The organism is Silvibacterium bohemicum (assembly GCF_001006305.1).
Taxonomy (GTDB): domain Bacteria; phylum Acidobacteriota; class Terriglobia; order Terriglobales; family Acidobacteriaceae; genus Silvibacterium; species Silvibacterium bohemicum.
In genome coordinates, this window is sequence record NZ_LBHJ01000003.1 from 1110191 (window position 1) to 1135773 (window position 25583).

Here is a 25583-nt window from a genome sequence, read left to right on the forward strand (position 1 = left end):
GAGTGACACAGACTGAGATAGCACCGCGAGGAGCTTAGAGCATGTACGACCTACACATCCTCGGATGGCACAGTTTCCAACAGCTCTGCCTCACCATAACCCGTGAAATCTTAGGCCAGACAGTAGAGTCTTATCTCGATTCCGCAGATGCAGGAAAAGACGGTGCATTCGCAGGCATTTGGAATCCTATGAATGGAGAAGCGCTCAATGGGAAGTTCGTCATTCAGTGCAAATTCACTGGGAAACAAGACAAGACCTTAAAGCCTTCTGACATCACCGATGATGTTGGAAAAGCGAGAAAACTAGTGCTCGCCGGCCGCTGCGATTGCTACATCCTGATGACTAATGCCGGACTCTCGGGAACCGCTGCCGAAGACATTGGGGCACTTTTTCTTCAGGCCGGGGTCAAACAGTTCCGCGTGTTCGGCTCCACTTGGATTTGCCAGCAAATCCGCGAGAATAAGCGGCTGCGCATGATGGTGCCACGTGTCTATGGGCTAGGCGATCTGAGCCAAATACTGGACGAGCGGGCCTATGAGCAAGCGAAGGCGCTGCTCTCTTCGCTGAAGGATGACCTTGCAAAAGTTGTTCTCACGGGGGCCTACCGCAGGGCTGCAGACGCCCTCAATCAGCATGGCTTCGTTCTCCTAATTGGAGAACCCGCCGCTGGCAAAACCACGATCGCATCCATGCTGTCTATGGGTGCTCTGGATCAGTGGAGCGCCTCCACGTTGAAGCTCGACACGGCAGAAAAAGTCGTTGAACACTGGAATCCCGATGAGCCCTCCCAGTTTTTCTGGATAGACGATGCGTTCGGCGTGACGCAATATGAGTCTTTCCTCGTCCACGGGTGGAATCATGCCTTACCGATGGTGAGGACTATGCTTCGCAAAGGCGCGAAGATCGTCATGACTTCGCGCGATTACATCTATAAACGCGCCAGGAACGATCTCAAGGAAGGGGCGTTCCCGCTCCTGCGTGAGAGTCAGGTGGTAATCGACGTTCACGATCTAACTGCGGAAGAGAAGCAGCAGATTCTGTACAACCACATGAAGCTAGGGAAACAGCCACGCGAGTTCCGAGTGGCCGTAAAAGCATATTTGCCGGACATAGCCGCACATCCTCGATTCGTTCCCGAGACAGCGCGGCGTCTAGCCGATCCGCTTTTCACCAGAGAACTGGACGTAAGCCGTTACGATCTCACTGACTTTGTAGAGAAGCAGGAGCATTTTCTACAAGAAGTCTTGCGAGGACTGGATAAAGACAGCAAGGCGGCTCTGGCCCTCATATACATGCGCAACGATCTTCTTGATAGCCCAGTGATTCTGGAGGCTTCAGAACGCGAAGCAATTGAACGGCTTGGCAGCGATCTTGGAGGATGCATCGCGTCCCTCGAAGCACTGAGGGGAAGCCTTGTTCAACATACTATTACTGAACAAAACGCCACTTGGAGGTTCAAGCATCCGACTGTAGGCGATGCGTACAGCGGTATTCTGCTTGAGAGCCCGGAATTGCTAGGCATCTATGTGCACGGCAGCCCCGTGCACAAACTGCTAGATCAGGTAACGTGCGGAAATGTTGGCCTCGAACGAGCCGTCACTTTGCCAAAGGGTCTGTTCTCTTTGGTCTTGAAGAGGCTGGATGACGCATCGGCTGACAAGGAATACAAGGCACCATGGCTATCAGAGTGGATGGGGCGCGGTCGCATCCTTCGATTTCTGGCAAGCCGCTGTTCAAGAGACTTCTTGCAACTGTATTTGGAGCATCACCCGGAAACACTCCAGAAAGTCGCGGAGCCAGGACTGTTTCTCCATGCGGTTTCCGAGGTTGGTCTCGCTATCCGGCTGCATGGATTCAAACTGTTGCCAGAGCATCAACGGAAGCGTTTCGTTGAAACAGTGGTCTCTTACGCTTTGGAAGGAGAGGACCTTTACGCCATCGAAAACCACCGCATTCAGAGTGTGTTCACACCTGCAGAACTGACATCGTTCCGCGAACGTGTCCGAGTAGAGCTGTTGCCGAATCTAGCAACTGTCAGAGAGACATGGCAGCGCAACCGCAATTCCGACGAGCGACCGGATCAACATTTAGATCCGTTGCTCGATTCGTTCTCGGCGTTAAAAAAAGAGTTTGCAGATGATTCAGCGGCTATCAGTCAGATCGACCGGCAGATAAAGCTAGGACGAGAATGGTACGAGCAACTGTTGGCCGACGAACCCGATAACGCGCGGGCCGAGCGCAGTTTGGCAGAGATCGACCCTCAAGACACTCTCCCGCCCCAGGAGCGCGGAATATTTGACGACGTAGATGAGTAGTCATCAGGGGTTCTTATAGGAATCGAGTACCTCCTGCAGCCGCTTCCAGTCTGCCTTAGGCGTCTCCAAGGTACGCCGGACATTCAGCGTTTCCATCGATCCGTGAGTGTCATCCGATCTGACGTCCAGCAAGTCCGCATCCAGCCAACTGAGGTTGCTCACGCACAGCGGTTCGAACGTTCCACCTTTCGCTGGCGTCTATCACGATTCAGAATAGTCAGAAATCATTTTGTTATTGGACATCGAGAGCTGAGCGATCTTAGGTTTGCGCCATGCTGACACCGAGTCAGCGGAGGTGCAAAGATGCTCAGAATCCGCCACGCAATCCGGTTGGGAAAGCCTCTCAATCGGTCGTCCAATCGCTCCGCCAAACGGTGGGCAATACCCCTCTCAAAGCAGTCCCTCCGCCACGCTCTTCATGTGATGGGACCGACGCTTACTGCACTCGTGTTTGCGGGTGTCGGAAGCGGCGTCGCTCATGCTCAAGGAACGATGGACTTCTCTGGCGCTCAAACGCTGATGACAACCTTCAAGACTTTCGCAATGTACGCTGGGGCCGTTATCTGCCTTGGAGGGCTCATTTTTGCGGGAATTCGCATGATGAGTGGACGGTTCCAGGACGCGATTCCAGGGCTTTTCGGCGCGCTTTTCGGCGCTGGAGTGCTCGGTTGGGGAGCCGGATGGATAGGCAGCCTGACCGGACAGTCGATGTAGGAGGTGACATCGACCATGACCAAGCGAGGAGAGCCGTTACCGATCAATCAGGCGCTGAATCGACCGAGGGCCAAGCTTGGTCTCGATCTTACAGCATGGATGGCGATCATATTCGTCTGCGTAACGGTTTTCCTCGTTGGGTTTCGCCTGCTGGCGATGATGGCATTCCCCACGCTTGCTGTGGGCGCATGGCTCATCATCCGCAACCACCCAAAGATGTTCCAGCTCTGGGGCCTGAGCCTCAACCAGAAGAGCTACTATGACCCGCGTAAATACTGAGCAAGCCAAATTCGTCCCATGGTTCGCCAAGGCCGGAGCCGCATGCAGCATCGTTCCGATTGCACGCTTCATCGGGCCAAATATCTTCGCGCTGAAGGGGGGCGGATACGGATGCCTGTTCGCGCTGACCGGTATCGACGAGGAGGGCCTGACCGACCAGGAATTAGAGTCGCGGATGCGGTCGATTGAAGGCGCATTGCGCGGCCTGCCCGAAGGTGCATGTCTGTATCAGTACACCCGTGTCATGTCGGGCTATGAGTTGCCTCGACAGAAGCAGTACAGCAACCCGGTCACGCAGGTTTTCGTGGACGACCGGCTGACTTTCCTTGAGAAGACCGCGGGCTTTCGGCGCATTGACATTCATTGGTGCCTCACGTTGGAGCCTTCGAAGTTAAAAGCGTTCGAGCGCAAGCCACAAGAAAACGCCGCAGACAGCTCGCGGATGCTCGCAGAACTACAGAAAGCCGCAACGATCCTTGGAGGTCATCTGGGAAGTTTGTTGGGGCTACGATTGCTCGACAAGGCGGACGCATTCCAGTTCTTTTCGTACCTTTTCAATCTCGAAGAGTGGGCCTCACAAGCGCAGCTCCGGGACGATGCGGGTGTGGACCGGCAGATTGTCAGCAATCCCGTTGCATGGCATAGCGATCATCTACGCGTCGGCAAACGCTATGTGCAGATGTATTCGCTCAAGACCACGCCGGAGGCATCGCGGCCCTGCCTCTTCTCCGGCTTGCTGGCACTGGATTGCGATAGCGTGCTGTGCTCGACATGGCGCCCCAAGTCCACCACCGCGGCCCGCAGCGAGATCGACGCGCAGGAAAAGTTCATCTCGTTTTTCAAAGTTGGTGTTCTGACGCGAGTAATGAGCGGGCGCGATACTGCTTCGCTTGACACAGGCGCGGGTGCGAAGGCCGCCAACAGCAGTGTCGATGACTTGAGCCTGGTCATCCGCGAGTTGGACAAGAAGGCGCAGGGAGAATACTCGCTGCGCTTGCTGTTGGCGGCCAACAGCGCCGACCAGCTACCTGCGCGGGCAGTTTCAGGAGACGCCTGCCCTGTACGAGGTGAAGGACAAGAAGCCGTCGCTTATCAACTTCGATTTCGCGAATGGCCTTTATACCGTGCCCAAGAAGCTGGATAACGGTTATCTCGCCATCGGCAAGCAGAAGGTTGAGTTTCACCGTACCGAGGAAGCGAGGTAGCCATGCCGGAGCCCAATGAGAACGTCCCTGCGACCGTTCCCGAACAACCAGAAAGCAAGCCCCCACTGCGGAAGAGTATGCCGGTCGTCATCGCCCTGGTTGTCATCATCGGGATTATCGGGATCTCCAATCTCTCCAGCCTCTTGAGCGGTAGCAAGAGGAATGCGCCAGCCAGCGCCCTGCCCATGCGTCCGGCAGCGCCGAACGCACAGCAGGTCAACAGCTTCGAGTCGCAGCAGCAGTTGCAGGCGCAACGCGACGCCGAGGCGCGCCAACATCAGCAGGAGCTGAATGCTGCCCTCCAGCAGTTACAGCAGACGGAAGGTGCGCCCGGCCCGGAGGCCGTAGGCGCACCGCCCATGACCGCCGCGCAGCGTTCGGCTATATACGGCGACAGTCCAAACGCCCCGCAGCGGACTTCCAACATGTCGCAGGCCCAGGCCGAAGCCAAACAGAAGCAGCTCGCCAAAGAGAAGCAGCAGCAGGACGCCATCAATAGCGACACCGTTGCGATTGATTTCGAGCGCACCAACCCGGCAGTCACGGCGGAGGCCGCACAGGAGGCGGCTGCTGCCGCAGCTGGCGGCGTGGCTCCAGCAAAGTCAGCCAGCGTAGAAGCCAAGAAAGACAGCAAAGGCAATGCGATGGCCGGGTATGACTTCGATACCTACGATGGCCGTCTGTATCGCATCTTCGAGGGCACGGTATTGGAAGGTGTCGTGACCAACCATATTGACGGTGGATTCAGCGGCCCCATCATGGTGTCGCTGACGACTGACCTGTATTCCCACGATCATCAGCAGCTTCTCTTGCCGCAAGGCACACGTTTGCTTGGTGACGTGCAGAGCGTCGGCAATGCGCAGCAGCGCAAGATGTTCGTTACCTTCCATCGTGCTATCTGCCCCGATGGCTTCTCGATAGAATTTGCCAAGTACATCGGCCTTGACCAGATCGGCACGACCGGACTTGCCACGAAGGTAGACCACGGCTATTTGCAGGCGTTCGCCGCCGCTGCTGCCATCGGCGGCTTGGGCGGCCTGGCGCAGATCGGGAATGGCGGGAGTGTTCTCGATCCTTCGGTGCAGATTCGCAATGGCATCTCCGAGCAGTCTGCCGTGGAAGGCGAGCAGGTATTGAATCACTTCCTCAACCGCCTGCCCATCATCACGCTCAAGGAAGGTTCCCGCGCTCGCGTGTACATCGGCACCGACCTTCTGATTCCGGCCTACGCGGAGCATCGCGTCGATCCCACCTTGTAGATAGGAGCCTGCCATGAATGACCGTTATGACCATCTGCTCCGCAAATCACGCGACGCCAAGCGTGGCGGGCATGACGCATGGGGCGTGCAGTCCACCGCCGAAAAGGTTGCCGTGGCGCTCGTCCTCAATCGTGCCGATTGGTTGACCGAGATCGAGTACACGATCCCCGAAGCGATCGAACGCAGCGGGCCGGATTGGCTCGCGATCATTCCGCAGGTTGCACGGCAACTTGCAGAGGAGGAGTGAAGGTCATGCTGAGAGTCGGCTTCCATCGCTTTTGCCATGTCTCCGGAATTCTCTCCGCCGTTGTGCTCGCCCTGCTGCTGGTGGGTACAACCTCCGGTAGAGATGCGCTTGGGTGGATCTACCTCCAGTCCGCCGAAGCGATTACAAACGCAACCCACATCCGCACTTTTCCCCTGGACAGGTTGGACCCGACCTGCCCGCAGTGCATGTAGTTCAACCCAATGACAGGAGGGTTTATGAAACTCACTCTCAGCAAGCGTCGCAAGTGGCTTATCGGAGGCGCGGCGGTGTTGCTCACAGCAACTCCCAGCTTCGCCTTGTTCGGCATCGGTGACATTGTGTTCGATCCCACCAGCTATGCCAGTCTTGTATCGCAACTGACGACTCTTCAGACGCAATACAACATGCTGAAGAACAACATTACGCACTTCTCGGCCAAGCAGCAGTGGCAGACGACGCTGCATGCTCTTGAGAACGTGAACGTCGCCAATATGTTCGGCGAGACAGCGGGTATGAGCATTGCGCTCAATACCAATTCGCCGGGTGCATCGAGTACGGCATGGAAGGCGGCCACCGTCACCATGAACGGCAGTGCGCCGGCTTACCTCGCCAGCCAGTCTCTCGGCAGCTCCCGCAGCTCGCAACTGGCGATGATCGAGACGGCCGATTCGGTCTCTCCCGACTGCCTTACCGCCGTGGGCCAGTACCGCGCCGCACGCAGCGAGAATGCTACGGCGAACAGCTCGCTTCTGTCGCAACAGTTCGACGGTGGCGACAGCACCAACAGCGAGGTACAGCAGCTCAATCTCCTGAATGCCGCAGAGGCGCAGAGATTGAGCGAGATGCAATCACAAGGCACGTTGCACGCCTGCCTTGCTTCGCAGATGACGGTCGCGAACATGGAGCGTCGTAACGCCCACGTCGAAGACCTCAACACCGCCGTCTTCGTCCAGCAGCAACGTTCCGTCAACGACACCAGCGCCGCCAACGAAAGCGGCACCTGGGATAGCTATCTGCCCTAAGCGGAGACCGCGATGTTGAAAGCGATCAATACCAAAATCCTGCTCGCCATCCTCGCGGCTCTCACCGCGATTGGTGGCGCGCTCACCTACCAGCGGCACGAGGCGGCGAAAGCCGCCGCTGCCGCCGCCAAAGCTGCGGCCATCCTCCAGCAACAGCAGAAGGAAGCCGAAGACCGCAAGGCCGAAGATGAGGCGTTCCGGCAGCGTGTCGAAGCGGCCAAGGAGAAGCACAACTCCGCTGCTGCCAATGAGGGCAAGACCTGGCAGAAGTACATCCCGTAACTGTGACCGAGGGAGAGAAACGATATGGTTTCCGTGGCGTTGTTAGCACAAGCACTGCCGAGCACAAGTTCCGGGGTCGATTGGCTCTATCAGTTTACCAACAACCTGACCAATCTCACCACCCAGAATGGCGGCGCACTCACGCAACTGGGATTGACGGAGCTGGCCTGCATCTCTCTCTTCACGCTCATCAGTCTGGTCATTAACTGGAATACCACCAGCATGACGTTTCGCTTTCACGCTCAGCCGGTCCACGCAGGCGATCTCGTCAACTTCCTGTTGCGACTTATCATTTGCTGCCTGCTTGAGAACTACTGGGTGAACCCTTTCCCCGGCGCGAGCTTCGGCATCAACCACTTCTTCTCGTACATCGCGCAGGCGATGGTGGCGGCCTTCGACCAGCATTCGCTGGATAATCTCCTGCAGCTCTTCAAAACGGCTGGCGATAATACCGCGATGCCGTCGCTCACGGCTCCGGTGCAGATCCTTTGCTACTTCGTTGTGCAAGCACTTCTCGGCATCGCGTCCGCCATCCTGTTTGTCATCAATTGCAGCGCCTTCATCCTCTATGGCGTGACGGCTCTATTTGGTCCCGTCTTCATCCCTTTGCTGATGACCAAGACCTTTCGGGCAAAGTTCTTTCACTTCCTTGACGTGCTGATTAGCTTCGCCATGATTCGCGCTGTCGCAGCGGCGTTCATCTTTGTTTGGGGTGGCTTTATGAATGCCTTTATCCAGCAGACATTCAACGGAAATTACTCCATGGAAACGTGGCTTGCGAACCTCATCCCGTGCATCATGGTGTTTGTCGCATTCATCGTGAACATGCTCTTTATTCCGAGCATGACGCAGGCGATCTTCGGTGGGGCTGCCGGGCTTACTGGAGCGCCCGCGCAACTCGCTGGTGGTGCGGCTGCGATGGCGATCAAATCGGGAGGATGAGCATGTGGAATTTCTTATTAGGATTTCTATTCGCGCGAGCTACCGGCGCATCACGAATCATTCGGCCATTGTTGTTGCTCTTCCTGCTAGGGTCGATCATTGCCGGATTGATCTACGCTTTCGCTGTATTCCATGAGGTCAACGAAAGGAGTCGTCCTCCCCATGTCCACGCACACCGTAGTCAATGAGCAACCGACACTCTCGCCACAGCAAATCTTGCTCACGGATCAGATCGGCAATGAGGTTTACGCCTCACACTATGCTGAGCGCAAAGCCTATCGCATCATCCTCACCTGTGGAACAGTCCTGCTTTGCGGCTCGATGTGGCTCAATCTCTCGCTTGCTCGCCGCCCGCTGGTAAACCGTTACATCCGCATCGACGAGATGGGCCGCGCCCAGGCGATTCAGTATAGCGATTTGAGCTATAGCCCACGCGAGGGAGAGGTTAGGACCTACCTCACCGATTGGGCAAACTACCGCTATACGATCAACCGCGACACCGTCGCTAAGAAGTATCCCCTCAACTACTACTTCTTGTCCGGCAATCTCGCTTCGCAGTTGATGACAGAAGACAATGCCAACCACCTTGTTTCGCAGGTAGTCGGCGGCCAGATCGAGCAGAGCGATGTGGAGGTGAAAAACGTCACCATCACGTCCATGTCGCAAGAGACCGTGCAGGGCGCTTTGATGGCGCGTGGAATGGCATTGCTTGCCTTCGATAAGCTGTATTCTCCCAGCCACTCGCATCAACCGAGGACCGAGCACTGGATGCTCAGTCTAACCTATTATCTGAATCCCAAACAGGTCAGCGACCAGGCCAAGATTTACCCGCAATATGAGTTCATCAATCCATTGGGATTGACCATCACCGAGTTCCACGAAAACCGCGTCTCGGTTGATCCCATTACTCCCGGCACCGCCGCAACGACCGATGGGGTAGTTCGATGAGACTTCCTGCTTCAACTCCGGAGCCCGAAGCACCATCCACGCGACCCTGCCAGCCGGGACCAGCGGTTGCGCTATTTAGAAGGGGTGAGGTTTTCCTGCGTCACCTTGCGAACCTCGCGCAATTCGTCGAGTCCCATGCGTTTGAGGATGGCTTTGGCGCGCTTCTTTGCTCGGGCGCGGCTGGCCTTGGTCATCAGCTCGTTGGCGATGCTGTCGTAGGAAATGGTCTTGATTGCCATAGCGTCCTTTCTGGCGGGTTGGTGGTCCGATGAGCTTCGATCTGATATTACCGTTCTTTCCCGACGAGCTGCGAACGCTCTTGTTGGACCCGTCCATCTCCGATCTGATGATTAATGGGACCACCGGCGTCTACGCGGATCGTGGCGGCGTGGTCGAGCACATTGCGCTATCCACGCCCTACACCAACGACCGCTTGCAGGCGGCCATTGAGCGTGTCGCGCGCCTATTGGGACAGGACCTCACCAGCCAGAATCCGATCCTCAATACGCGCCTGCCGGACGGCTCCCGAGTTGCCGTGGTCGGCTCGCCATCTTCGATCAATGGCCCGACGGTCACGGTGCGGAAATTCAACCGCTGGTTTACCTCCGACGAGCTGATTGCATCGGGCAGTCTGCCGGTGGAGATCCGAGATGTTGTTGTCGGCCTCATTGGAGAGCGGAAGAACGGCATCATCAGCGGTGGAACTGGGAGTGGGAAGACGACTTTGATGAAAGCCTTGCTCGATCATGTGCCGATGCAGGAGCGGCTCATCGTCATTGAGCAGCCCGCCGAGCTAAAGATAGCCCATCCGAACGCCGTTCGATGGGAAGCAGTTGAGGCCATTCCAGGTCAGGTTGCCGTGACTCCAAGCCAGCTTGTTGCCGCCGCACTGCGGCATCGTCCCGACCGCATCATCATGGGCGAGATACGCGATGAATGCGGCTATGACTTGCTGCAAGCGATGAACACGGGGCACGGTGGAACGCTCTCCACCATCCATGCCAAGAGCGCGTGGGACGCGCTGAATCGGCTCTCCGATCTCGCTCTAAGCGCGCGACCGAATCTCAACCATTCTTTCGTCCGTTCGGAGACCGCCGAGGCCATCGACTTCGTCCTGTACTGCGAGCGCGATCATGCGGGCCGACGCAGGGTACGCGAGCTGATTCGTGTGACGGGTTACAGCCACGCGGATCAGTCCTTCCAAACCGAGGAAATCTATCGTGCCCCCTCTGCGGCAGCGGCTGCTTGAGACGCGGATGGAACAGGAATCGTTATGGCGCTTCTCACCCACATCGCGGTGCTGAATCTTACGACCAGAACGTGTGCTCCTGAGCATGCCATAGGCAGCCTGGAGACATTCGTTTTCGGCGCTGACTTGCGGCTCTTTGCGCAGCTCTTGGTAGGGATGAGTGAACCGCTCTTGCCAATACATGGCATTCCCAGGAAGCGGATGAAGAGGATTGTTCAGGCGGGTGTCTCCCATAGCTATCCCGCTTTCTGCACGGTCACGGCTTCGGGGTCATACCGACGCCCGGCGGCAGGCTCGTTCTTCTGCTTCGGCTGGATGGGGCAAAAGAGCGTATCGTCCGCTTCGATGTGAGCGCGATGCGGCACTTCGATCATGGCTATGCTGTCACCTCACATAGCTCGCAGGGGCTTACCTCCGAGCGTGTGTTGGTGAACATGGATACGGTGGTTCATCCTGAATTGATAAACAGCAGGTTTGCCTATGTCTCTGTCTCGCGTGCTTCGCACGACGCTCGGATTTATACCAACGATGCTGCGTCGCTCGCCGGCAAACTGAGTCAGGACGTGAGCAAGAGCGCGGCTGTCAGTTTCGGCAATGCACAAAGCAATTCGATGGCGCAGGGGTTGGCTCTAGTCGCTCGGTGAACATTCGCAGATGGGTCGCGTAGTCGTACCTCTGACCTGCGCGCTTTAATCTACTTGATTTCGACGAGAGTTGCGCTATCGCCTGATGTCTGAGCTTCCACCGGAATGAACTTGCGGTACACGGCGTTCAAATACTCTCGACCTTGGCTGAAGCTTGGACTGTAACCGATGTGGGTCCGAAAGAAGTTGAGCCTCTGAGTTGCTTGGTCTAGAACCTGTGCCCACGTCTTGGCAATAACCGTATACTCATAATTTCTTCCAGCCACAATTCCGCTCTGGTACACCACGCCTGGAGGCAAATTCTTGACCATTGCTTCCTCTTGGGCTTGTTCGCTAATTGCATTTGAGAGCGCCCAGAAGGTCCACCGTGCGGGAACGCTGTGGAACCGCTCATCTCTTGCAATCGCATACGCATAGTCGCGAACCTCTTTGAGAACTGCCGGCGTTATCCTCTGAGAAGGGCGCTTGAGTTCGATGACGAGATTATGCACAGGATCGACGCCTGAACGAGGAAGAGTCTTACCTAAAACTGTCCCTGGTAGATTCTCATCAGCAGATGGCTCAGAAGTAAGAGCAAGATCCACGATGCCCGTACCGCCACCTTCAAAAGTGACATCCTCCGTAAAATCTATGAGACCTTCGTCTATCGAATAGCCGTTGTTACCTAGATGTTTCTTGAGAACATTCAGCAGACTCTCATCATCATTCATGAGTAAATACTCGTCCCCGAAAAGCCAGGTATTCTCCGCGACGAGACGTTGAAGTTGCTTGCGTTCGAGAAGCTTATCCCGGTACGGACTGTCATACAGCATCGATTTAAGTCCCTGGATGAACTCCAGTCGATCTGAAACAATCTTTGACGCATTAATGATCGAAACAAGAGAGGTCTTTTCCAACAGGATCGCTAGCTGGTCTCTCTTCTCCTTTGGCAAGCCAATGACCTCTTCAAGAATTTTCCGGAGCGACGAAGGGCTTGTCTCGATAGCTTGTCTAAGGAGGTTGAAAGTGAACTGTTTGCTTTTCTTTTTTGAACCCTTGAAGTCGGGCAGATACTTTTCGACATTTTGAGCTACCACATCGAACACCTGCCGCTTAGCCACCTCGACAGCGTCGCTGGCGATCCCTTCGTAGGGATAAATCTCCTCTTGCTTCCACTCTTCAACCTGCTCGGCTGCCTGCTCAGCTTGCCTGGACGCGGAATATTCCCGAAGTTTCTCTCGGGTCAATTCCAAAAGCTTACCGAGATCGCCTAATTCAATCTCGATAGAATCCTGTGCCTCGAATTTTTCTAATAGTTCGGAACGCAGGTACGCGGTGAACTGAAGCCCGGGCGCTTGAATTCCTGCGACAGTTTCACGGAGGCTGAAACCATCTCGGCTGCACAGGAACAGCGAGCGTTCCAGCGGAACCCGCCATTCAATCACGGTCAATATTTGTGGGGCGAGTTGACCATCTTCGGCCATAAAATCAAACGGAATATCTGTCGTACGGGAGATGAGTTCTGTCGGATTTACGACAGAGCCGTCGTATCGAAGTTCAACGTTAGGATATTGGCGTAAGTAGAGAGCGAAATGCTCCGTTAGCTCCGGCTTGACTACATCAAATTCCAGCGTCTCAAGTTTCGGTGAAGGATTGGAAATCGTAACGATAGTGCCGGGGCGCTCACTTGACGGTGCCGGGTCGGTAGCTGTGACGGTACGCCGATCCCCCGCGTCAAAGGCGATCTCGTATTGCAGTACTTGTTCGTCAACCTCGAATCGAGTCTTCCAAATCACGCTCCCGCCAAGAGACAAAGCCCGGTAACGGCCGATACCCTTTTTCCCGTGGAGCGCACGCCCCAATACCTTCGTGCGTTCGCTTCGTCTCTTCCACGAGTCCCCAAGTTGACCAAAGCCGCTGTCGAATTCCTCTGGGGGAATGCCCGTTCCGTCGTCTTCAATCTGGATTGAATCCAATCCAAAGAGACCGTTTGGCGTCAAGATGACAGCTACTTTTTTCGCGTCGGCATCTAAAGCGTTCCAAATGAGTTCAATGACTGCCAAGAGCGGCTTACGCGCCCGGGCCAGACTATCAATATGGTCCGCTCCGACGGCTACGCTGATCCTTTTCACGCATGCTCCTCGAAAGCATTCATCATACGTGTTTCCAACCCCGATGGCGAATGAAAGACGAAAACGGTTGCTGAGCCCTAGTTCAATGATCGCTCGATAGGCCGGTGGCCGTTCGAATCAAACCTAGATAGTTCGCATCGAGAGCAACTGCCTGTAGCAGAATGGCTGCGATACGCCGGACGATCTGGGCAAAATACTGTGTTTCTTCAGGACGTAAGGCGCGGCGCAGAAGCCGGGACTCCCGATAACTAAGCCACTTTTTGAGAACCTGATATCCACTGAGGGTGTAGGTCCAGACGTTGATTGGGACGGCTGCCCAGCATGCCGCGCCATTTAGGTAGACGTCCACACATCGTTCGCCCAGTAGCGCTAAAGCATCATCGACCGTTATTAACTGTATTGCTGCCAGTGCGTTGATCTTTCCAAGCTCAGCATCAGTCCAGTCACGCGTCACGACCCGCCCGTTTCCGGGCATAACCTTTGTGCCTTGTAACCGACCCCAATCTGCATCGAGGGCCAGAATGGTTTCGATGTCGTGTTCCGAAGGAAGGCTTGCATCCTGTTGGCTGCCTCGCGCGGCAATCCAAGTGTTGTCCTCAAAGACGCCGCGACTGCCTACAAGGTGGACACAGACGCCATCGCAGCAAAAGTACGTCAGGAGTTCGCTGCGAAGGACAAAGCGAAGAAGACACCGCAGCCAACGGCGAAGACCGCGAAGAAAGTGGCCTAGATAATTCCAGTCCTTCGAGGGCGGCGAACCTGCCGCCCTCTATTTGCGCCGAAAACAGCGGCAGGGGGAACACATGCTGTTTTCCCCCTGCACCCTCATTCGCTTGACTCCGGCCCCCGCTCGCCGGCTGCGCAGAAGAAGACCTACTGACGCTGCACGGAACGGTAAGGCTTGTTTCATTTAGCATCACCCCACTCACCTACCTCATAGTTGAACTCGTTAGCAGAATTTTGTATGAGCTGACAGTTGACACGCTCCTACAGGCGTAGTACCTTCAACCACAGAGGTAGTAGAGAATGTCAATTCCAAAGCTGTCGAAGCTGGAAATGCAAATCATGGACGCCCTATGGACAAAGGGCGAATGCTCCGTGCGCGAGATTCATGATGAGTTCCCGGAGAAGGGGCGACCTGCCTACACAACTGTCCAAACGATGGTGAACCGCCTAGAGGCCAAGGGAGCAGTGGAGCGGGCGAAGAAGATCGGCAACTCCCTAATCTTTCGGGCGACGCTCTCACGTACAGCGGCACATAGAAGACTCGTGGATGAGTTTTTCTCTTTCTTCGACGGTCGTGTTCAGCCGGTGATCGCGCACCTGATCCAGTCAGGCAAACTGACAGGCGAGGACATCAAGGAAGCGCAGAAGCTCTTGAAAGAGCACACGGAAAAGAGGGAGCCGCGATGATGTCAACGAATCTCCAACTGCTTCTGGAGCAGTTCAGCCCGGCTCTCAGAAATCACCTATGGCAGTCTACGGCGTTTGGAGCAGCGGTAGCGCTGATCAACATATTGCTTCGAAAAAATGAGGCCCGAATTCGCTACTGGTTGTGGCTGACGGCCTCCCTCAAGTTTTTTGTTCCGTTCTCATTCTTGATGGCTCTCGGCGATTCACTGCTGGCGCGACGAGTGCAGCAGTCCGGTCGCTCTGAGATCGTCAATGTCATACAGCAAGTTGCGACGCCATTCGTTTCAAGTGGCATGGGAAATACAGGCCCGACCGACTTGCAACCTGCGGTCGCGGCTGGGATGGCATGGAGTCACATCATTCCGGCATTGCTGATTGTTTGGCTGGCCGGTTTCCTTGTAGTGGTTCTGCTGTGGCTGAGGTCTTGGGTTCAAGCTGCGCAGATAGTTCGTGAGAACGAGTTCCTCGTTCAGGGACGTGAGATAGACACTCTGCGGAAGATGAATTCTCGCAAATGGCCGCAGTTGCGTATCTCATCGTCAAAGACGTTGCAGCAACCCGGCGTGTATGGCATGTTCCGTCCGATATTGATTTGGCCTCAGGCAGTATCCGAACGTATCGACGACGCGCAGATGAGAGCAATTTTCACTCACGAGCTTTGTCACGTGCGTTGCTTTGACAATCTTTGCGCGGCGCTGCATATGTTCGTCGAAGCCGTGTTCTGGTTCCACCCTATGGTGTGGTGGCTAGGCCGGAAACTTGAAGAGGAGCGCGAGTGTGCATGTGACGAAGAGGTATTGGCTCTCAAGCACGCTCCGAAAGTGTATGCCGAAAGCATCTTGAAGGTCTGCGAACTATGCGTAACGCCGGAAACGGCCCTTGTTGCCGGTGTGACTGGCGCGGACCTGAAACATCGTATCGCTCAGATTCTACGAGGACAACCGGGAGCGAGGCTCACTTGGCCTGGCAGACTACTGCTCTCGACCTTCACTATAGCTTCGGTTGCAACTCCGCTAATGTTGGGCCAAGCGGAGGCTACGGAGCCAGCGTTGGTCGCTGCCCGTGTTCAGTCTCTGTCTGATATGTCGGCGCAACAGCAAAGCGCTGAACTGCCTAAGTACGATGTCTCTACTGTTCGCCCCAACAACTCTGGAAGTACCGACATACATATCAACGTAGATGGAGCTGTCTTCGAGATGGGTAATACCACCATCAGACGGCTACTGCAGTTGGCATACGACATTCGGCCCGACCTGATTTCAGGTCTGCCGCCCTGGGCGGAATCAGAACGCTTTGATATCAAGGCGAAAGTGCTCGATGCAGATCCGGAAACGCTCAAAAGCCTAACCAACGATCAGGTTCGTGTCATGGCGCGCCGCTTGATTATGGATCGGTTTCATTTAGAGACGCACACCGACACCAAAACAATGCCGGTTTACGACTTGGTTGTCGCAAAATCCGGCGTCAAGTTCAAGCCTTCGTCGCAGGCCGGTGAAGATGACCTAATGCACATGCATGGGATGCAAGTCACAGCATCGAACCTCCACATGAAGGCGTTAGCCAATTATCTAAGTCGGCAGACCGACCGCGTCGTCGTCGATAAGACTGGGTTGCCTGCGAAATACGATCTGACGCTCAAGTGGTCACCAGACCTCGCGCAAGCGGAACACAGCGACGATGCACCGCCTTTGTTCACTGCTCTTCAAGACCAGTTGGGATTGAAGTTGCAGCCGAGTAGAGGCCCTGTGCCGACGTTGGTCATCGACCATATCGACCGGCCAAAGGAAAACTAGCCGCTTCCTTAAGAACTTACGGTAAGTCGCACGAACCCACCCGACGTCAACGTCGCGCGTTGGTGCGCCCACGTGCGGCCGAATCATGGCTATTTTCCAGTGGTTGGAGAAAGTTAGAGGTCAGTCTAATGCCAACAGTGACCCGCTGCGCGTCGATCTTGTTGCTATATGCTTCTGTTGTCGGAAGTGCCGCATTCGCGCAAGAGCATCGCGGGCGGGTTGTTGTAGATGGCACACCACTTCCAGGCGTCACAGTGATTGCTAGCCAGAATGAACGGACGCTAACCACGGTTACCAATCCTGAGGGAGGTTTTCAGTTTCTCTCACTCAGTGCGGGAGACTGGCATCTGCACTTTGAGATGCAGGGCTTCAAGGCGGTCGACACCACGGTCGCTGTCCCTGAGACAACGCCGTCCGCGACGGTCCAGATGGAGATGCTGCCGTTGTCCGACCTGCGCGCATCGGCAAAGACCTTACATCCGTCCGCGCCTGCCGTTAGAGACGATTCAACAGTGAGAACGAAGGATGGGACGGACACACCCTCTCCTTCGGCTCCGCCAACAGACAGTGACGCGGGTATGACCGCGGACGGCATGCTGATTAATGGCAGTAACAACAACGCGGCCACCAGTAAGTACTCGTTGGCACAGGCGTTCGGTACGCGTCGTGCCAGCAGCAAGAGTTTGTACACGGGTAGCCTCGGATTCAAGTTGAGTGCTTCGCCGTTCGATGCGCGACCGTATTCCCTCACCGGTCTGCAGACGCCAAAGGCGTCGTACTCCACCTTCACTGGTCTCGCCACGCTGGGTGGACCGATTCGCATCCCCCATGTGTTTTACAACGGTCCGAACTTCTTCGCGGCATATCAATGGACACGGAACCCGGAAGCCTTTACGCAGTCCGGCCTGGTGCCGACTGCAGCGCAACGCGCAGGCATCCTGCCCACCGGAACTGTCGCCGTGACGCCCCAAGCCGCCGCGCTGCTGGCGCTGTATCCACTGCCAAACCTCGCAGGCAGCACGCAATACAACTACCAGACACAGGTGCTCAACAATAGCCATGTTGACTCGCTGCAGACGCGCCTGGACAAGACCATTGGTCGCCGGGACACCATGAACGGCAAGTTTGCCTTTCTGAACTCTCGTGCGGACGCGACCAACTTGTTTCACTTCCGTGATACCACAAAGACATTCGGCATTGACTCAGACGTGACGTGGCAGCATCGCTTTCCGCGCCAGATCTTTGTGGAGACGACGTATCGCTTCTCGCGTTTGAGGACTGACGTGACACCGTTCTTCGCGAATCTAATCAACGTCAGCGGGAATACGGGAATTACGGGTAATTTGCAGGACCCTGCAAACTGGGGACCGCCCACGCTGAACTTCTCCAGCGGCATAGCATCGCTCACAGACGGCATAAGCGCATTTGATCGTAATCAGACGGACGGTGTTGGCATCAACGCAACGTGGACGTACCGGCGCCATACCGTCACCTTTGGTGGCGACTTCCGGCGGCAGCAGTTCAATCAGTTGCAGCAGGCAAATCCTCGCGGTACCTTTGCTTTCACGGGCGAGGCAACAGGCTCTGACCTGCGGGATTTCCTTACCGGTGTGCCAGACGCCAGCAAAGTCGCCTTCGGCAATGCGGACAAGTACTTCCGCGAATCTGTCAGTGACCTCTTTGTCACGGATGACTGGCGCGTGAAGCCGGAACTGACGCTGACCACGGGCATTCGCTGGGATTACAGCGCGCCCGTCACAGAGTTGAAAGGTCGCCTCGTCAACCTTGATGTCGCGCCTGGCTTCACCGCCGTGCAGCCGGTGCTTGGGTCAAATCCAGTCGGGCCTCTTACTGGGATGCACTATCCCTCATCTCTTGTCCGGCCGGACCTCCGCAAGTTCCAGCCGCGCTTCGGCTTTGCGTGGCGACCACTTCCAGCTACGCCGTTGGTCATTCGCGGCGGCTACGGCATTTACGTGGACACGTCTGTATATCTCTCGGCGGCGGGCAGTATGGCCCAGCAGGCACCGTTGTCCAAGAGCCTGAGTGTGTCGAACAGCAGCACCTGCGCGTTGACGCTGGTAAACGGCTTCCAAGATTGCGCGGGGATCACGTCCGACACCTTCGCCATCGACCCCAACTTCCGCGTCGGCTACGCACAAATCTGGAACCTGTCCGCGCAGCAGGACCTACCCGGCTCCATCGTTTTGACGGGAACATATCTTGGATCGAAGGGCACACGCGGCCCGCAGGAGTTCCTGCCTAACACTTATGCGCCGTCGTACGGCACCACCACGCAACCTGCACCGACATGCGCATCGTGTCCACGAGGCTTCCTCTATCGCACATCGAACGGCAACTCGATCCGCCACGCAGGTGAAGTGCAGTTGCGCCGCCGCCTCCGCAGCGGCTTCACCGCCACGCTGGACTACCTTTACGCGCACTCCATCGACAACGATGCGTACCTGGGCGGCGGTTCCACCAACACATACAACTCCGCGCTCGACCCGTACAACACACCGTCTGACACCATCGCGCAGAACTGGCAGAATCTGCAGGCAGAACGCAGCCGCTCGTCGTTTGATCAGCGTCACCTGCTGAAGTTCACCTTCCAGTACACCTCCGGCACGGGAATCGGCGGCGGGACGCTGCTGACGGGCTGGCGTGGCAGAGTACTGAAGCAGTGGACGCTCTCCTCGTCGCTCAGCGCGGGCAGCGGCCTGCCGCAGACGCCCATCTACTACACCACGCTGCCAGGCACGGGATTTGCAGGAACCATCCGGCCCAACCGCACCGCAGCCGATCTGTACACCGCCAGCAATGGCTACCACCTAAATGCGGCGGCGTTCGCCACGCCAGCAGCGGGACAGTTCGGCAACGCGGGACGCTATTCCATTGAAGGTCCCAACGCAGTCGCAGTTGACTCATCACTGGCGCGTGTCTTCAAGCTGCGCGATCCGCTCTCGCTGGACATACGCATCGATTCCACCAACGTGCTGAATCACGTCGCGTTCACCGGCTGGAACACTCTCACCAACAGTACTACCTTCGGCCTGCCCGCATCGGCAAACGCCATGCGGTCATTCGAACTCAGTGGGAGGCTCCGCTTCTAATCATGAAAGCTCTCGGAATCATCGCAACTCTGCTCGCACTTCCTGCCCTCGCGCAGACCATTGGCACCAACCAGCCGCAGGGTAAAGACGGTACCTTCACCCTCAGTGTGAAGTCGCAGCTCGTTACGGAAGCCGTCGTCATCAAGGACAAGAGCGGCAAGTTCATCCCGGACCTGAAAGCCAGCGACTTCACCATCACGGAAGACGGCGCGCCGCAGAAGATTCGCGTCTTCGAGCATGAGTCGCTCCCCACTGACGCAGTGCCACTGCCTAAACAGGACCCTGACGAAGAGGAGGTCAAGATCTATAAGAAGCTGGCACGCACCTCCTACGCGCAAGGCGCGCATTACAAGGACAAGCGCCTCATCGCCATGTACTTTGACATGACGGCCATGAAGCCGGACGACCAGATACGTGCGCTGAAGTCCGCGGAAAAGTTCATCCGCACGCAGATGACCCCCGCTGACCTTGTTAGCATCCTGCGCTACCAAGGCGGTTCCGTCGATGTGCTTCAGGATTTTACGGACGACCGCAACAAGATGCTGTCCATCCTTGAGACGATGATTGTCGGCGAAGGACAAGGCAATGATGAGGGTATCAGCGATGCGAGCAGCTCGGACACGGGCGCGGCCTTTGGTCAGGACTCCGGTGAGTTCAACATTTTCAACACGGATCGCCAACTTTCCGCGCTCCAGACCGCGGCTGCGATGCTGGGCACAATGAACGAAAAGAAGACGCTCCTGTATTTCGCCAGTGGCCTGCGTCTGAACGGCAACGATAATCAGGCCCAGCTGCACGCTACTGTGGAAGCCGCGGTGAAGTCAGGCGTATCCTTCTGGCCCATCGACGCGCGCGGCCTTGTCGCGGACGCTCCTCTCGGCGATGCATCACAGGGCTCACCCGGCAACCAAGGCATGTACAGCGGAACGGCGGCGCAGGTTTCGAACGATCGCTTTCAACAGTCGCAGGACACGCTATACGCCCTGGCTGCGGACACCGGTGGCAGAGCTTTCTTCGATAACAACGATCTCGACGCCGGTATTGTGCGCGCACAGAATGCGGTCAGCGACTACTACCTCATCGGGTACTACACCAGCAACACCGCGCAGAACGGAGCCTTCCGCCAAATCAAGATCACCGTGGGCGAAACGCTGCACGAATCGCTCGACTACCGAAAGGGCTACTACGCCAATAAAGAGTTCGGTAAGTTCAACGGCATAGAGAAGGAACGCCAGCTGGAGGATGCCCTGAGGCTCGGCGATCCGATTACGGAACTCACCGTGGCGATGGAGCTGAACTACTTCCAGCTCAACCGCGCGGAATACTTCGTGCCCATCACGGTCAAAATCCCTGGCCGCGAACTCGCCCTTGCAAAGAAGTTCAGCGCGGAACACACCGTCATCGACTTTGTCTGTGAGGTAAAGGATGAGATCAGCGGCAATACCGTCACCAACCTGCGCGACAACGTGGACGTAAAACTAAGCGACGCCACCGTGGCCGAACTCACAAAGCGTCCCATTGAGTACAGCACCGGTTTCACATTGTTGCCCGGCCGCTACAGCATCAAGTTCCTCGCGCGCGACGACGAAACAGGACGCATCGGCACCTATCAGACAACCTTCACCATCCCTAACCTAAACAACGAGACGAAGAAGCTGCCCATCAGTTCCGTGGTGTTAAGCAATCAGCGTGTCGATACCAAGTCCGCGCTGTTCAATACGGTTAAGAGCAAGGACCGGATGAAGAATGACGCCGTCGATCCGCTGGTAAATTCTGAAGGCAAACTCATCCCTAGCGTGACGCGGGTTTTCCGCAAGAACCGCGAGATGGAGGTGCTCCTACAGGTTTATCAGGGTGATAGCGCAGCAAGTACCACAACGCTTCCGTCTTACGGCCCCATCGTTGCTTATGTCACCTTATTCCGTGAGGACAAGAAAACCATAGAAACCCAAGCCATCGAAGCCGAGCCGATTGCGGAAGACCATTTAGGCACCACGCCCATTCACATAAAAATACCGCTCAGTGGCATGGAATCCGGCGAGTACGAGGTGCAAGTGACAGCGTTGGACTTGATTACCCATCGAGTGGCTGTATGGCGTAGCCAGATCATGATCGCCGCGGATTGGGAGTGAGCGGATTGGGAAGCCAGCCTCTTCAATCTCGATGGGAACATGCACACCAATGCCAAGCGTGTGGCCACGTCGTACGGATCGATGACATTGATGCCAAGGTTATCGCAGCGGGAATCGTCTCCTGTCAGAAATGCGACGCTTCCGGTCCAGTGAACGTGAAGATCGTTGACGTTCAACAGATTTCAGATGTCATCGAGCCGCTACGTGGAAAGAGGCAGTGACATCTGGTTGTCTACTCGAATGTGCTTGAGCCTCCGCATGAAGGTCCGAAATAAATCGCTGATCGCCGGAGAAGGATTATCGGCCCGCGAGATCAACCGAGTCTTCATCTTGAGGCGAGCGTCATCGAGTGGTCTCATGGTGAGTCCATCACGGGCAATCCTTAAAGCCCCCGACTTCGGCGCAATGACAACTCCTCCAGGCTCAAGCAGCAGAGGTAGGCACTCTTCCGGCACCATGAAGTGCTGTAGGGCAGACGGAATAACGTGGCCCTCATGCGCTAGCTTTTGGATCAGGTCATAGAGCGGAGGATGAAGATTGCGTTGGAACAGGAGCCATCGCCTGAGAGAGAGATGATTCAAGTCAAGAGCGGGAAGTTGAGCCAACGGATCTTCCCTGGACATGACAACGTAGAAGGGCGACTCTTCGATTTCAAACTCGGCCAATTGCCCTGACTGCGGCGGCTCGATCACCACGGCAATATCAAGATCACCATTGAGGACGTCCTGGGTGAGATCGCATGAAAATCCACTGGAGAGCTGCAAGTGCAGTCTAGGAAACATCGGCAATCGGATCGTCCGAAGCATCAAGGTAAAGTAGGGATCGACATAAGGCGAGCGCCCCACATTGAGAATCAGTTCTGCCTCTTGTTGGGCGGCCCTCGCTGCCTGTACCGCGCGTCCAGCGTGGAGAACAACGATCCGGGCTTCCTCAACATAAGCCTTCCCAGCTTCGGTGATAGAGACGGTATGGTGTGCCCGAATGAAGAGGAGAGCACCCAGACTTTCCTCAAGTTCTTTGATGTACTTCGTGACAGCAGGCTGGCTAATATGGAGGCGCTTGGCGGCTCTCGAAAAGTTGAGCGTCTCTGCTACCGCGATGGCGGCTTCCATGTGTTTTAGATTGATCGGACGTTTTGCCTTGCTTCGGGCCATGCCTACCCCCACTTGACTCTCTGCCTGGGGAATCGAAGAGCCCGCAATGAGTAGTGGAAGGGCCCTTAGAGAATCGGAAACGCAAAAACCATCTTTTGAAATCTTCCGGTGGGGATCGTGTCCCTGTCAATATTTTGACGCATCTGCTTACATTCCGTGGCCCACGGGATGTCGGTGGACAGAACGAGTATTACGTTTTGGAATAGTCGACTGGCAAACTGTGATTGGACATTTGCGGACGTTTGCGCCAATCGTAGTCAGCAAGCGGTATCCGAAGAATCAATAGCGGGCTCACTTGGCCGGGAACAAACCAACAAGTTGGCGCTTTGAGACGGCGTGACGCTGCTTCGGCTTCAAAGGAGGCACAGCGATGATGGACAGACCATCGGGTCAGGAATTGGGGAGAAAGCCTGTTCGAAGTGAGCCGTTCGTTCCTGAGCCATTACTGGATACCGACCAAGCGGCGGCAATCATGCGAATACATCCAAAAACCCTCCAGCGGTATGCGCGTCAAGGAATCGTCCGGGGTTTCCAGCTCGGTACCATGTGGCGTTTCCGGGCCAGTGACATCGACCGCTGGATCACAGAACAGCTCGCAAGCTGAGTTTCCACTAGACCTCTGCCCGGCGCAGCGATAGCCTTGAATTAAGCCACCCGTTGCGCCGGGGACCAGGAGTAGATATGCCAAGGCGCACACGGTATCAGCAAGGAAGCGTGCAGCGTAGCAAGCGGCAGAAGGGGCCTGATGTTTGGGTCTTCCGCTGGAGAGAGATTGGGCCGGACGGTACGAACTTACAGCGCAAAGCTGTGATCGGCACGACCATCACTCTCCCGTCGGAAGCAGCAGCCCTGAAAGCCGCCAACGCGTTGCGCATCGATGCCAACCAACAAACCCCGCGGGCGGTGAGCTGCCCGAGTACGATAGCCGAACTGATCGCACACTACCGGTTGAAGGAGTTGACCGAGGACGAGCAGGGACGCAAAGCGCACTCGACACGAGCCGGCTACGAATGCTATCTGAACGGCTGGATTCTTCCACGGTGGGGCGACCACCGCCTGCAGCAGGTCAAGTCTGTTGCCGTGGAAGAGTGGTTAGGCAGCATTCAGCGGGCACGAGGAACAAAAGCGAAGATTCGGAACATCATGAGCGCTCTCTTCAGTCACGCGATGCGGTACGAGTGGACGGACAAGAATCCGATCAAACTCGTGCGCCAAAGCGCCAAGAGAGAGCGAATTCCCGATGTACTCGAACTGCACGAACTTCAAGCTCTTTTGACAAAGCTCGCCGTGCGGGAACGGACCTTGGTTCTGCTCGACGCAGCGACGGGCCTTCGGGTCAGTGAACTTCTCGCATTGAAGTGGGACGACATTGATTTCGAGAACCTGGAGATTCGCGTCACCGAGTCCATCTGGCATCAGGTGATGGGTGTCTGCAAAACAGAAGCGTCGGCCAGGCCGGTCCCGATGGACAGCTACATGGCCGAAGATCTTCTGCGTTGGAGAAAGACCTGCCTCTATCCGATGGAGTCTGATTGGGTCTTCGCCAGCCCGACCATGAAAGGCACACAGCCTTATTGGCCGGACAACCTCATGAAGCGGCATATCAAGCCAGCGGCCAAAGCGGCTGGTATCCACAAGAACATCGGTTGGCACACCTTCCGCCATTCCTTCGGCACACTGCTGAAGGCCAACGGGGAAGACGTGAAGACCGTCCAGGAGCTTTTGCGGCACGCCAACAGCAAGATCACGCTCGACGTTTACACGCAGGCCGTGAACTCGCATAAGCGGGCAGCACAGAGCAAGGTTGTTCAGATGATGGTGCCCGGCGTGGGCACAAACGTGGGCGCAAAGCAGAAAGAGGCACGAACGGGCACAGAAGCGTAATCGTTGGGCGATTCGCTATTGTGACCTTATTGTGTCCTGATTTGCTTGTCACTTAGGTCCCATATATTCCGTAAGTCTTTTGGAATGTATGGCGGGGACGACGGGGCTCGAACCCGCGACCTCTGCCGTGACAGGGCAGCGCTCTAACCAACTGAGCTACGTCCCCAAGAGTGTGAATCCACTACTTGGATTATCTCATATAGAAACAAGCGTTTGCAGCATTCGCCTGTTTCCGATGTTGCCTGGCTTTGGGCTCAATCGCGGCCCCGTGGGGACGCCGAACCGAACACCTACAAGCCATCGCAACGACAGAACTGAGTCTATCAGATTTGGTGTCGACTTGCCCTTCCGCCGAGGCAAGTTTTCCACGTCGGGCGTCGGAAAGTGAAGTTTCCCGGGAGCGCTCTCGTCCTGCCTCTCCCCATCGCTCAAATATCCTTTCACAGAAGAGCGAAACGCAGGCGCAAGCCTTCCCTCAGCAAGAAGCATCGGCACGCATGCCAACTCCCGCAGGTAGAGATCATGCACTTATACATACGAACACCAGCCACAGTCCAAGGCCACAGAGTCCGTAATAATTTGTAGGACTGCTGCCAGGCCTTCCTGCAGATTGCGGTGAAACTAGTGCGTTCCCCGGAATAAAGCTGTGCTCCTAGTGTTGTAGAGGAGGCAATGAGGGCGTCGCATAACATCGGACACCCGAACAGCGCGCTCAACCTTCAGGAAAGCACGTCCAGACACGAGAAACTATCGGGAACAGATGCGCGCGCGTGAGGATGAAATTGCTTGGGAGTGTTCTTTTGCTTTTGATTATCGACTCGATGTTATGGCGCAAGATTGTTCGTTCTTGTGGTCTGACTTATCTACGGTCTATCGT

At 56.1% G+C, this 25583-nt stretch carries 23 protein-coding genes, 1 tRNA gene and 2 pseudogenes; 21 read left to right on the top strand and 5 right to left on the bottom strand.

Translation table 11 applies throughout. The features are described from left to right. Positions 1 to 41 precede the first annotated feature (41 nt). From XX99_RS10180 to XX99_RS10230, 12 genes and pseudogenes are all read left to right on the top strand, one after another. Positions 42 to 2315 carry an nSTAND3 domain-containing NTPase gene (locus tag XX99_RS10180; RefSeq protein WP_050059218.1) on the top strand — a complete coding sequence of 758 codons (2274 nt, stop codon included), beginning with the start codon at positions 42 to 44 and terminating at the stop codon, positions 2313 to 2315. Between the two features lie 423 nt (positions 2316 to 2738). Further along, positions 2739 to 3029 (top strand): hypothetical protein, encoded by a 291-nt coding sequence (locus tag XX99_RS10185; protein WP_231581250.1) that lies wholly within the window; start codon positions 2739 to 2741, stop codon positions 3027 to 3029. A 15-nt stretch (positions 3030 to 3044) separates the two neighbouring features. Further along, positions 3045 to 3308 (top strand): VirB3 family type IV secretion system protein, encoded by a 264-nt coding sequence (locus XX99_RS10190; RefSeq protein WP_050059219.1) that lies wholly within the window; start codon positions 3045 to 3047, stop codon positions 3306 to 3308. Beyond that, positions 3289 to 4335, top strand: a pseudogene (locus XX99_RS10195) (VirB4 family type IV secretion system protein); the annotation flags it as partial. The gene XX99_RS10190 and the pseudogene XX99_RS10195, both read left to right, overlap by 20 nt. Then, positions 4334 to 4513, top strand: a pseudogene (locus XX99_RS28050) (TrbG/VirB9 family P-type conjugative transfer protein); the annotation flags it as partial. The pseudogenes XX99_RS10195 and XX99_RS28050, both read left to right, overlap by 2 nt. Positions 4514 to 4515: 2 nt before the next feature. Next, a complete protein-coding gene (locus XX99_RS10200) occupies positions 4516 to 5772 on the top strand; it encodes a TrbI/VirB10 family protein (protein ID WP_050059220.1) in 1257 nt (418 codons plus the stop codon). Between the two features lie 13 nt (positions 5773 to 5785). Beyond that, on the top strand, positions 5786 to 6019 hold the full coding sequence (locus tag XX99_RS10205; protein ID WP_050059221.1) for a hypothetical protein: 234 nt from the start codon (positions 5786 to 5788) through the stop codon (positions 6017 to 6019). Between the two features lie 5 nt (positions 6020 to 6024). Beyond that, complete coding sequence (locus tag XX99_RS10210; RefSeq protein WP_156185906.1) at positions 6025 to 6231, top strand: hypothetical protein; 207 nt, start codon at positions 6025 to 6027, stop codon at positions 6229 to 6231. A gap of 24 nt (positions 6232 to 6255) precedes the next feature. After that, on the top strand, positions 6256 to 7041 hold the full coding sequence (locus XX99_RS10215) for a hypothetical protein (protein WP_050059223.1): 786 nt from the start codon (positions 6256 to 6258) through the stop codon (positions 7039 to 7041). A gap of 12 nt (positions 7042 to 7053) precedes the next feature. After that, complete coding sequence (locus XX99_RS10220; protein ID WP_050059224.1) at positions 7054 to 7323, top strand: hypothetical protein; 270 nt, start codon at positions 7054 to 7056, stop codon at positions 7321 to 7323. Between the two features lie 24 nt (positions 7324 to 7347). After that, on the top strand, positions 7348 to 8265 hold the full coding sequence (locus XX99_RS10225; RefSeq protein ID WP_050059225.1) for a type IV secretion system protein: 918 nt from the start codon (positions 7348 to 7350) through the stop codon (positions 8263 to 8265). Between the two features lie 162 nt (positions 8266 to 8427). Next, on the top strand, positions 8428 to 9213 hold the full coding sequence (locus XX99_RS10230) for a VirB8/TrbF family protein (RefSeq protein ID WP_050059226.1): 786 nt from the start codon (positions 8428 to 8430) through the stop codon (positions 9211 to 9213). 71 nt (positions 9214 to 9284) lie between these two features. Here XX99_RS10230 and XX99_RS10235 read toward each other — a convergent pair whose 3' ends face one another. Further along, positions 9285 to 9452 carry a hypothetical protein gene (locus XX99_RS10235; RefSeq protein ID WP_231581230.1) on the bottom strand — a complete coding sequence of 56 codons (168 nt, stop codon included), beginning with the start codon at positions 9450 to 9452 and terminating at the stop codon, positions 9285 to 9287. Positions 9453 to 9481: 29 nt separating this feature from the next. On the opposite strand from XX99_RS10235, the gene XX99_RS10240 reads away from it, so the two are divergent. Together XX99_RS10240 and XX99_RS10250 are read left to right on the top strand one after the other, a co-directional pair. Then, the gene (locus XX99_RS10240; protein ID WP_050059227.1) at positions 9482 to 10462 is read left to right on the top strand and encodes a CpaF family protein; all 981 of its coding nucleotides are present in this window, start codon (positions 9482 to 9484) and stop codon (positions 10460 to 10462) included. A gap of 356 nt (positions 10463 to 10818) precedes the next feature. Next, the gene (locus tag XX99_RS10250; RefSeq protein WP_050059229.1) at positions 10819 to 11106 is read left to right on the top strand and encodes an ATP-binding domain-containing protein; all 288 of its coding nucleotides are present in this window, start codon (positions 10819 to 10821) and stop codon (positions 11104 to 11106) included. Between the two features lie 50 nt (positions 11107 to 11156). On the opposite strand, the gene XX99_RS10255 is transcribed toward XX99_RS10250, so the two are convergent. Both XX99_RS10255 and XX99_RS10260 read right to left on the bottom strand, forming a co-directional pair. Continuing rightward, positions 11157 to 13217: an ATP-binding protein gene (locus XX99_RS10255; RefSeq protein WP_050059230.1), complete on the bottom strand. Its 2061-nt coding sequence runs from the start codon at positions 13215 to 13217 to the stop codon at positions 11157 to 11159. 82 nt (positions 13218 to 13299) lie between these two features. Beyond that, a complete protein-coding gene (locus XX99_RS10260; RefSeq protein WP_050059231.1) occupies positions 13300 to 13671 on the bottom strand; it encodes a type ISP restriction/modification enzyme in 372 nt (123 codons plus the stop codon). A gap of 108 nt (positions 13672 to 13779) precedes the next feature. Here XX99_RS10260 and XX99_RS26715 point away from each other — a divergent pair, with 108 nt between their 5' ends. The 5 genes from XX99_RS26715 (at position 13780) to XX99_RS10280 (ending at position 21668) form a co-directional block, all read left to right on the top strand. Further along, positions 13780 to 13947: a hypothetical protein gene (locus tag XX99_RS26715; RefSeq protein WP_231581231.1), complete on the top strand. Its 168-nt coding sequence runs from the start codon at positions 13780 to 13782 to the stop codon at positions 13945 to 13947. A 296-nt stretch (positions 13948 to 14243) separates the two neighbouring features. After that, complete coding sequence (locus tag XX99_RS10265; RefSeq protein ID WP_050059232.1) at positions 14244 to 14630, top strand: BlaI/MecI/CopY family transcriptional regulator; 387 nt, start codon at positions 14244 to 14246, stop codon at positions 14628 to 14630. Then, positions 14627 to 16423, top strand: coding sequence for a M56 family metallopeptidase (locus tag XX99_RS10270; RefSeq protein WP_050059233.1), 1797 nt, complete (start codon positions 14627 to 14629; stop codon positions 16421 to 16423). Before XX99_RS10265 ends, XX99_RS10270 begins: the two co-directional genes overlap by 4 nt. 128 nt (positions 16424 to 16551) lie before the next feature. Next, the gene (locus XX99_RS10275; protein WP_050059234.1) at positions 16552 to 19536 is read left to right on the top strand and encodes an outer membrane beta-barrel protein; all 2985 of its coding nucleotides are present in this window, start codon (positions 16552 to 16554) and stop codon (positions 19534 to 19536) included. 2 nt (positions 19537 to 19538) lie between these two features. Further along, positions 19539 to 21668 (top strand): VWA domain-containing protein, encoded by a 2130-nt coding sequence (locus tag XX99_RS10280; RefSeq protein WP_050059235.1) that lies wholly within the window; start codon positions 19539 to 19541, stop codon positions 21666 to 21668. Between the two features lie 200 nt (positions 21669 to 21868). On the opposite strand, the gene XX99_RS10285 is transcribed toward XX99_RS10280, so the two are convergent. Continuing rightward, complete coding sequence (locus XX99_RS10285; protein WP_082125437.1) at positions 21869 to 22822, bottom strand: LysR family transcriptional regulator; 954 nt, start codon at positions 22820 to 22822, stop codon at positions 21869 to 21871. A 373-nt stretch (positions 22823 to 23195) separates the two neighbouring features. Here XX99_RS10285 and XX99_RS28645 point away from each other — a divergent pair, with 373 nt between their 5' ends. Both XX99_RS28645 and XX99_RS10295 read left to right on the top strand, forming a co-directional pair. Beyond that, positions 23196 to 23426 carry a helix-turn-helix domain-containing protein gene (locus tag XX99_RS28645; RefSeq protein WP_050059381.1) on the top strand — a complete coding sequence of 77 codons (231 nt, stop codon included), beginning with the start codon at positions 23196 to 23198 and terminating at the stop codon, positions 23424 to 23426. Positions 23427 to 23503: 77 nt separating this feature from the next. Beyond that, positions 23504 to 24706 (top strand): tyrosine-type recombinase/integrase, encoded by a 1203-nt coding sequence (locus XX99_RS10295; RefSeq protein WP_050059237.1) that lies wholly within the window; start codon positions 23504 to 23506, stop codon positions 24704 to 24706. A gap of 89 nt (positions 24707 to 24795) precedes the next feature. Here XX99_RS10295 and XX99_RS10300 read toward each other — a convergent pair. Continuing rightward, positions 24796 to 24872 (bottom strand) — tRNA-Asp (locus XX99_RS10300). Positions 24873 to 25583: the final 711 nt, after the last annotated feature.